This window comes from Dorea sp. BIOML-A1, from assembly GCF_009875615.1.
GTDB lineage: Bacteria > Bacillota > Clostridia > Lachnospirales > Lachnospiraceae > Dorea_A > Dorea_A amylophila.
Window position 1 is genome coordinate 59,454 of record NZ_WWSA01000014.1, and the last position, 8,675, is coordinate 68,128.

Consider the following 8,675-nt stretch of genomic DNA (forward strand, 5'->3'; position numbering starts at 1 on the left):
GGATAGGAAGGAGCTTTTATGACATATTTTCAGTTTATCCATGCAGTAGAGACAAAAGTAAAGAAAGAGGTGGAAGAAGAAAAAACAGTAAGCATTCATACCAATGTGAAGAATAATGGTGTGAGGAGAAGCGGTATTATGATTTCGGAAAAAGGAATCAATATTTCACCGACGATTTATCTGGAGGAGTATTTTCATCAGTTCCGGATGGGGTATCCGTTGGAACAGATTGCAAAAGATATTGTCGGATTATATGAGAAAATCCGGTTTCAGAATTCATGGGAGGACGGTGAAAAGGTAAAAGACTATGAATTTGTCAAAGATAAGATCATATACCGTCTGATAGGCAGAGAGGAGAATCAGGAGCTTTTAAAAGAAATTCCATATAAAAGTTATCTGGATCTTGCAATTATTTATTATGTACTGTTAGAGGTAGATAAATATGGCATGGCATCCATGATGGTCAGAGCAGAACATATGGATATGTGGAAAGTAACGGAAGAAGATCTATATTACCGGGCTTCTAAGAATACCCAGGAGTTACTGCCGTATGAATTTGCACCGATGCGCACGGTGATCGAAGAATTGCTGGGACTTGGGATGGAAGAGGGACCGGCAGAAAAAATGTATATCCTGAGCAATGAAATGCGTAGCTATGGGGCTGCGGCACTGATCTATCCGGATTGTCTGAGAAAGATTGCCGGTGTAGTGGGAGAAAATTTTTTTGTGATCCCAAGCAGTGTGCATGAGACCATTATTGTGGCTGAAAGCGAAGCGCCGGGCAGAGAAGAACTGGGAAGCATGATCGAGGAGATCAATGAGACACAGGTAGAGGCGGAAGAAGTACTTTCGGACAGGGCATATTATTATGACCGGGAGAGCGGAAAACTTGCGCTGTAAGATTTAAAAAGGAAAATTAAAGAAAAATATTAAAAAAGTAGAGGAAATGATCGAAAAGTGGGATGCATTTCCTTTACTTTATCTCAAAGATGTGTTAATATTACTAAGGCAATTTCATATAGTAATTGTATACGCACCCGTAGCTCAGGGGATAGAGCACCGCCCTCCGGAGGCGGGAGCGGCGGTTCGAATCCGCCCGGGTGTGTACTTTTTTTGCTATTTTTGATGGAAATTTATAGGAATTATAGAAAATATAGGAGATATGAAGTGAAGAAAATCATTGATTATATTGCAGAAGAACTTTCAGAAGCATTCGAAAAGGCAGGTTATGACAGAACGTATGGAAAAGTAACACTGTCAAACCGTCCGGATCTCTGCGAATACCAGTGTAATGGAGCGATGGCAGGAGCAAAAGCTTACAAAAAAGCACCGTTCATGATCGCAGAGGATGTCGTTGCCCTATTAGAAGACAGTGCATGTATGGAAGAAGTAGAGGTTGTAAAACCTGGATTTATCAATATCAGACTGAAAAAGTCATTTGTTGCAGATTATCTGAATCAGATGGAAGAGACGGATAATCTCGGAATCGAGAAGACAGAACATCCGGAGATGATCGTGCTGGATTATGGCGGACCAAATGTGGCAAAGCCGTTGCATGTAGGACATCTCCGTTCGGCGATCATCGGAGAAAGCGTAAAGCGCATCTCAAGAAAGATGGGGCATGAAGTTCTTGGCGATATCCATCTTGGAGACTGGGGATATCAGATGGGGCTGATCATCACTGAATTGAAAGAAAGAAAGCCGGAATTGCCATATTTTGATGAAGCGTTTGAAGGTGAATATCCAAAAGAGGCTCCATTTACAATCAGCGAACTGGAAGAAATCTATCCGACAGCAAGCGGTAAGGCAAAAGAAGATGAGACATACAGGGAGAATGCATTGCATGCGACGTATCTGTTACAGAACGGGCATAAAGGATATCGTGCGATCTGGAATCATATCATTCGTGTATCGGTATCTGATCTTAAGAAAAATTATGCGAATCTGAATGTAAGTTTTGATCTCTGGAAAGGGGAGTCTGATGCTCAGGCATACATCCCGGATATGATCGAGAGATTGAAGAAAGAAGGATTTGCACATGAAGACCAGGGAGCACTGGTGATTGATGTGCAGGAAGAGACAGATACCAAAGAGATTCCTCCTTGCATGATCCAGAAATCAGACGGGGCATCTCTTTATGGAACAACAGACCTTGCCACACTGGTACAACGTGTACAGGATTATCATCCGGATAAGGTTGCCTATGTGGTGGATAAGCGTCAGGAACTGCATTTTACACAGGTGTTCCGTGCTGCAAAGAAGACAGGAATCGTTCCTGCGGAAACAGAACTGAAATTCTTAGGTTTCGGTACCATGAATGGAAAAGATGGCAAGCCGTTCAAGACAAGAGAAGGCGGGGTAATGCGTCTGGAGACACTGATCTCAGAGATTACAGAGAAGATGTATGAGAAAATCTCTGAAAATCATTCTATCGAGGGAGAAGAAGCAAAACAGACAGCAAAACTCATCGGAATGGCAGCAATTAAATACGGAGATCTGTCAAACCAGGCATCAAAAGATTATGTATTTGACGTAGACAGATTTACTTCCTTTGAAGGAAATACCGGTCCGTACATTCTGTATACAATTGTACGTATCAAATCGATCCTGAATAAATACCAGTCACAGGGAAATAGCCTGGATGGACTGAAAGTACAGGAAGCATATGCGGATTGTGAAAAAGCTCTGATGCTGGAAGCTGCAAAATATAATGATGTGATGGCGAATGCATTCCAGGATCTTGCACCGCATAAGATCTGTGCATACATTTATGATCTTGCCAATGCATTCAATCGTTTTTATCATGAGACAAAGATTCTGGCAGAAGAAGATGCCGGAAAACAAAAGAGTTATATTGCGCTTCTGAAAGTGACGAAGGATGTACTGGAAGCTTGTATCGACGTACTTGGATTTGAAGCACCGGAGAGGATGTAGGAAAAATGACAGAGAAATTATTTTATGAGGACAGTCACAGAACCGAATTTACAGCAAAAGTAATTTCCTGTGAAGAAGCGAAGGATGGTTTCTGTGTGGTGCTGGATCAGACAGCATTCTTCCCGGAAGGCGGCGGTCAGTATGCCGACACGGGCATTCTCGGCAATACAGAAGTTACCGATGTGCACGAAAAAAATGATGTGATCTTTCATTCTGTGACAGCACCATTGGAAGTGGGAAGTATAGTATCCGGTAAGATCAACTGGAAAGAACGCTTTGAGAAGATGCAGCAGCATACAGGAGAACATATAGTGTCCGGTATTGTGCATGAAAGATTTGGCTATAATAATGTCGGTTTCCATCTGGGAGCCGACTATTGTACCATGGATTTTGACGGACCGATCAGTAAAGCGCAGCTGAAAGAAATCGAGATAGCAGCTAATGAAGCAGTATATCGGAATCTGGAAGTTGAGGTTCTGTATCCATCCAAAGAGGAATTGAAAGATATGGATTACCGCAGTAAGATCGAGATTGAAGGTCAGGTTCGTATCGTGAAGATTCCGGGATATGATGTATGTGCATGCTGTGCTCCGCACGTGAAGACAACCGGTGAGATCGGAGCTGTCAAACTGGTAAGCATGGTAAGTTATAAAGGCGGTGAACGCATTACGATGCTTTGCGGAAGACGTGCCATGAGAGACTATGAGAAAAAGGATGCCATGACAAAAGAAATTTCAACCATGTTGTGTGCGAAAGAATATGAAGTGGCAGAAGCGGTCGGCAGACTGAAGAGTGAGCAGACACGTATGAAGAGTCAGATTGCAGAACTGCAGCAGAAACTTCTGAAGTTTTGTGTGGCAGAGATACCGGTGGATGAGAAGATTGTGACTGTATTTGACGGATCTTTATCGGGAAATCTTCCGAGAGAGATGATGAACCAACTGCTGGATAAAGGGGCAGTCATCTGCGCGGTATTTGCAGGAACGGACGAGGAGGGGTATCGCTATGTGATCGGAAGCAGAAGTGAAGATGTCCGTTCAATCAGTAAAACGTTAAACAGTACATTAGAAGGACGCGGCGGCGGAAAGCCGGAGATGGTCCAGGGTTCTGTGAAAGGAACAGAAGACGCCGTGAAAGAAATAATTGCACGGTATCAGTAGACGGATGACAAGTCCTGTAGCCGGAAGAAGCTTTAAGCTTCTTCGCGGTGACTCCGGATGATCAGGCGGACCGTACGGTACAGGAAAGGCTTGTACGCTTCGATAGATACAGGCTCTTCAAAGAGAATAGAATTATATCCGGTAGAACCGGCCAGTTCGAGGATCGTGAACAACATGATGTCAATATCTTTATAATTATAGGTGTCGGCTTCTACCAGTTCAAGATATCTTTCATAAAAGATCTTGTCGGCTTCTTCATCTGACCAGAAAGCAGACTTTAAGGCACCCATTACAAGATTTTTAGAAATGAAATTCAGCAATGGCTTGTTGTTGACCAGAATATTAATGATGTCATCGATAATAAAGACAAGCTGCTCTTCCAGACCGGTGATGCCGGAATTTTCCAGTGCAACGGCAGCATGATCAAACAGTTCTTTTGTTTTATGTGCGATCAGCTTGTTTTTAATATCATATTTGTCTTTAAAATATAAATAGAACGTTCCTTTCGCTACACCGGCCTTTTCAACAATGTCGGAAATGGCGGTTGAATTAATTCCTTTTGTGGTAAATAATTCATATGCGGTGCGAAAGAGCGCCTCTTTTTTTTTCTTTTTGTTTTCTTCGACTCTTCCCATGAGTAATCAGACTTCCTTCTTAAAATTTACAGATCTACAGTTCTTGGTTCGTTATATAAAATTCATTTGAACAAGATATTGAAATAATATATTCAATAATATAAGTATAACAAAAAAAAGATAAGAAGTCAAAATTAAATTGACTAATGGTCATATTTTCTGCGTTGCCTTTTTTACTGATAGCAGATATAATAGAAATGTTAAATATGCAAGGATTTATAAGGAGGAAGAGATGGAGGCATATACAAGTTTTGCCGAGGTCTATGATACATTCATGGATAATGTGCCATATGAGGAATGGGCAGATTATCTGGAAGACAGATTAAAAGAATATGGAATAAGAGACGGGCTGGTTCTGGAACTGGGATGCGGAACCGGAAGCATGACGGAACTACTGGCAGAAAAAGGATATGATATGATCGGGGTGGATAATTCCGAAGACATGCTGGAAATCGCAATGGAGAAGCGTATCGAGAGCGGACATGATATCCTCTATCTGTTACAGAATATGCAGGAGTTTGAATTATATGGAACAGTGAGAGCTATTGTCAGTGTATGTGACTGTGTAAATTATGTGACAGATAAAAATGAATTGCAGGAAGTATTCTGCTTGGTCAATAATTATCTGGACCCGCAGGGAATCTTTATCTTTGATTTTAATACAGAATATAAGTACAGAGAAATTCTGGGTAATCAGGTAATCGCAGAAGATAGGGATGAGTGCAGCTTTATCTGGGAAAATTATTATAACCATACATCGATGATCAATGAATACGAACTGACATTATTTGTCCGCGAGGATGAAGAGGAAGCACTGTACAGAAAGTATCAGGAGAGTCATTTCCAGAAAGCATATACACTCAGAGAAATCAGAGGACTAATTGAAAAAGCGGGTCTGAAATTCGTTGCAGCTTATGATGCGTATACAAAGAAAGCACCGATGCATACGAGTGAACGGATCACTGTGATCGCAAGAGAGCATGGTAAATAATAGAGATGAGAAGTAACTCAGCGGAATAAAAATAGAAAAACAGAAGAAGGAAAGGAATATATATGAACGACTATATCGTAAGAGCAACCGCAGCAGACGGCCAGGTAAGAGCGTTTGCTGCAACAACAAAAGAACTTGTGGAAGCGGCCAGAGAACATCATAATACCAGCCCGGTGGCAACCGCAGCACTGGGAAGACTTCTTACTGCAGGAGCTATGATGGGAAGTATGATGAAGAATGATACAGATATGCTGACACTTCAGGTAAGAGGAGACGGACCGCTTGGCGGGATTACAGTTACTGCGGACAGCAAGGGAGATGTGAAAGGTTATGTAAATCATCCGGATGTCATGCTGCCGCCAAAGAATGGAAAGCTGGATGTAGGCGGTGCTGTTGGAATCGGGCTTCTCCAGGTTATCAAAGATATGGGACTCAAAGAGCCATACTCCGGACAGACCATTCTGGTATCCAGTGAAATTGCGGAAGATCTGACGTACTATTTTGCCAATTCAGAGCAGGTGCCATCTTCGGTAGGACTTGGGGTGCTGATGGATAAAGATAATACAGTGGCATGTGCAGGAGGCTTCATTATCCAGATGATGCCATTTGCAAAGGAAGAGACGATCAGTCAGATTGAGGAAAATCTGAAGAATATCACATCTGTAACGGATCATCTGAAAAAAGGTGAAACACCAGAGCAGATCCTGGAAATCCTGCTTGGAAATCTCGGACTTGAAATTACAAGTACAATGCCGACAAAATTCTATTGTAATTGCTCAAAAGAAAGAGTAGAAAAGGCTGTGATTAGTGTCGGAAAGAAAGAAATCCAGGATATGATAGATGACGGTCAGGATATAGAAGTAAAATGTCATTTCTGTAATACGGCATATAAATACAGCGTAGAAGAGTTGAAAGATATCTTAAAACGCTGTAAACGATAAGGAGAAAAGTCATGAAAGACGGGTTTGTAAAAGTGGCAGCAGTAACTCCGGATATCCGTGTGGCGGATGTTGCCTATAATACACAAAATATCTGTAAGATGATTGATGAGACTGTTGCAAAAGGAGCAAAAGTTATCGTATTTCCGGAATTATGTGTAACGGGATATACCTGCAGTGATCTTTTTACGCAGGACATTTTGTTAAAGGAATCGAAAGAAGCACTGTTTAAAATAGCCGAATATACAAAAGAGAAGGACGCGATTATATTTATCGGGGTTCCGCTTGCCATAGATGGAGAACTTTATAATGTCGCAGCAGCTTTGAATCATGGTGAGATCCTCGGCCTTACGACGAAGACATTTCTCCCGAATTATGGGGAGTTTTATGAAATGCGGCAGTTCCGTCCGGGACCGGATAAGGCGAGATGGATCACATTGGATGGAAAGCAGATCCCGTTCGGACCACAGCTTTTATTCGTGGCAGATCAGATGGAAGAATTGGTAATCTCCGCAGAAATCTGTGAAGACGTGTGGTCGCCGGTTCCGCCAAGTACACTTGCAGCAAGAGAAGGAGCAACTGTGATCGTAAACTGTTCCGCAAGTGATGAGACGATCGGTAAAGCATCTTATCGTGAAAGCCTGATCGAGGGACAGTCAGCGAGACTGATCTGCGGATACATTTATGCCAATGCCGGAGAGGGAGAGTCTACGACAGATCTGGTATTCGGAGGACATAATATTATTGCGGAGAACGGAACAACACTTGTGTCGAGTGATCGCTTCGCAAATGAAGTGATTTATACAGAATTGGATGTGAAGCGCCTGTTAAGCGAGCGACGTAAGAATACAACATTCCAGACAGAAAAAGAAAGAATGCTGATCCGTATTCCATTTTCAATCCATGTGGAAGAGACGGAACTTACCAGAAAATTTGCTTCCAGACCGTTTGTTCCAAGTGTGATGGCAGAGAGAAATTTACGTTGTGAAGAGATTCTGACAATTCAGGCAATGGGATTGAAGAAACGTCTTGCACATGCACATGCAAAGAGTGCGGTTGTCGGAATCTCCGGCGGACTGGATTCTACACTTGCGCTTCTTGTGTCCGCAAAGGCATTTGATGCACTTGGAATGGACCGCAGTGGAATTACAGCGGTAACAATGCCATGTTTTGGAACAACGGACAGAACTTATCAGAATGCATGTAAGATGTCACTGAAACTGGGAGCAACACTGCGTGAGATTCCGGTGGGGGCAGCAGTAGAGCAGCATTTTAAAGATATCGGACATGATCCGGAAGATCACAGTGTAACCTATGAAAATTCCCAGGCAAGAGAAAGAACACAGGTACTGATGGATGTTGCCAATCAGACCGGTGGAATTGTAATTGGTACAGGAGATATGTCTGAACTTGCTCTTGGATGGGCGACTTATAACGGAGACCATATGTCTATGTATGGAGTCAATGCGTCGGTTCCAAAGACACTGGTACGCCATCTGGTCCATTATTATGCGGATACCTGTAAAGACCAGGAATTAAAAGATGTCTTGTATGATGTACTGGACACACCGGTGAGTCCGGAACTTCTTCCGCCAAAAGACGGTGAGATTGCCCAAAAGACAGAGGATCTGGTCGGGCCGTATGAGCTGCATGACTTCTTCTTGTATTATCTGCTGAGATTCAGTTATGAACCGGGTAAGATATACCGTATTGCGAGATATGCATTTGACGGTGAATATGATGATGCAACCATTTACAAATGGTTATATACGTTCTGCAGACGATTCTTCATCCAGCAGTTTAAACGCTCCTGTCTGCCGGACGGACCAAAGGTAGGAACTGTGGCACTGTCTCCAAGAGGCGACTGGAGAATGCCGAGTGATGCATGCGCGGAAGTATGGCTGAGAGATCTGGAGAAGGCGAAGCCGGTAGGAATGTAATTGGGATTTAATTCAGAAAGGCACGACGACCCGGACCTGCATAAAAAGTAGGAAGCCGTTCCTGTTCAGGTTCCGTC

7 protein-coding genes and 1 tRNA gene are annotated in these 8,675 nt (G+C 42.7%); 7 read left to right on the forward strand and 1 reads right to left on the reverse strand.

All coding sequences use genetic code 11. The features are described from left to right. Window positions 1-18 precede the first annotated feature (18 nt). The 4 genes from GT508_RS07460 (at window position 19) to GT508_RS07475 (ending at window position 4,094) form a co-directional block, all read left to right on the forward strand. On the forward strand, window positions 19-900 hold the full coding sequence (locus tag GT508_RS07460; protein WP_161143906.1) for a DUF5688 family protein: 882 nt from the start codon (window positions 19-21) through the stop codon (window positions 898-900). A 133-nt stretch (window positions 901-1,033) separates the two neighbouring features. Further along, window positions 1,034-1,105 (forward strand) — tRNA-Arg (locus tag GT508_RS07465). Window positions 1,106-1,167: 62 nt separating this feature from the next. Continuing rightward, on the forward strand, window positions 1,168-2,934 hold the full coding sequence (gene argS / locus GT508_RS07470) for an arginine--tRNA ligase (RefSeq protein ID WP_138376254.1): 1,767 nt from the start codon (window positions 1,168-1,170) through the stop codon (window positions 2,932-2,934). Between the two features lie 5 nt (window positions 2,935-2,939). Beyond that, window positions 2,940-4,094, forward strand: coding sequence for an alanyl-tRNA editing protein (locus GT508_RS07475; RefSeq protein WP_161143907.1), 1,155 nt, complete (start codon window positions 2,940-2,942; stop codon window positions 4,092-4,094). A gap of 32 nt (window positions 4,095-4,126) precedes the next feature. Here the strand turns inward: GT508_RS07475 and GT508_RS07480 are convergent, their stop codons facing one another. Then, a complete protein-coding gene (locus tag GT508_RS07480) occupies window positions 4,127-4,729 on the reverse strand; it encodes a TetR/AcrR family transcriptional regulator (RefSeq protein WP_161143908.1) in 603 nt (200 codons plus the stop codon). Between the two features lie 232 nt (window positions 4,730-4,961). Between GT508_RS07480 and GT508_RS07485 the strand changes: the two genes are divergently transcribed. The 3 genes from GT508_RS07485 to GT508_RS07495 all read left to right on the forward strand — a co-directional run bounded on the left by GT508_RS07485 (window position 4,962) and on the right by GT508_RS07495 (window position 8,598). Continuing rightward, window positions 4,962-5,720 (forward strand): class I SAM-dependent DNA methyltransferase, encoded by a 759-nt coding sequence (locus tag GT508_RS07485; protein ID WP_118378531.1) that lies wholly within the window; start codon window positions 4,962-4,964, stop codon window positions 5,718-5,720. Between the two features lie 62 nt (window positions 5,721-5,782). Beyond that, entirely contained in the window at window positions 5,783-6,661 is an 879-nt protein-coding gene (gene hslO / locus GT508_RS07490) for an Hsp33 family molecular chaperone HslO (RefSeq protein ID WP_028086666.1), read from the forward strand. Window positions 6,662-6,672: 11 nt separating this feature from the next. Then, complete coding sequence (locus tag GT508_RS07495) at window positions 6,673-8,598, forward strand: NAD(+) synthase (RefSeq protein WP_161143909.1); 1,926 nt, start codon at window positions 6,673-6,675, stop codon at window positions 8,596-8,598. Window positions 8,599-8,675 lie beyond the last annotated feature (77 nt).

Coding starts and splice junctions, on each gene's coding strand:
- GT508_RS07460 (WP_161143906.1), top strand. CDS start 19: ATGACATATTTTCAGTTTATCCATGCAGTAGAGACAAAAGTAAAGAAA.
- hslO (WP_028086666.1), top strand. CDS start 5,783: ATGAACGACTATATCGTAAGAGCAACCGCAGCAGACGGCCAGGTAAGA.
- GT508_RS07475 (WP_161143907.1), top strand. CDS start 2,940: ATGACAGAGAAATTATTTTATGAGGACAGTCACAGAACCGAATTTACA.
- GT508_RS07480 (WP_161143908.1), bottom strand. CDS start 4,729: ATGGGAAGAGTCGAAGAAAACAAAAAGAAAAAAAAAGAGGCGCTCTTT.
- GT508_RS07485 (WP_118378531.1), top strand. CDS start 4,962: ATGGAGGCATATACAAGTTTTGCCGAGGTCTATGATACATTCATGGAT.
- GT508_RS07495 (WP_161143909.1), top strand. CDS start 6,673: ATGAAAGACGGGTTTGTAAAAGTGGCAGCAGTAACTCCGGATATCCGT.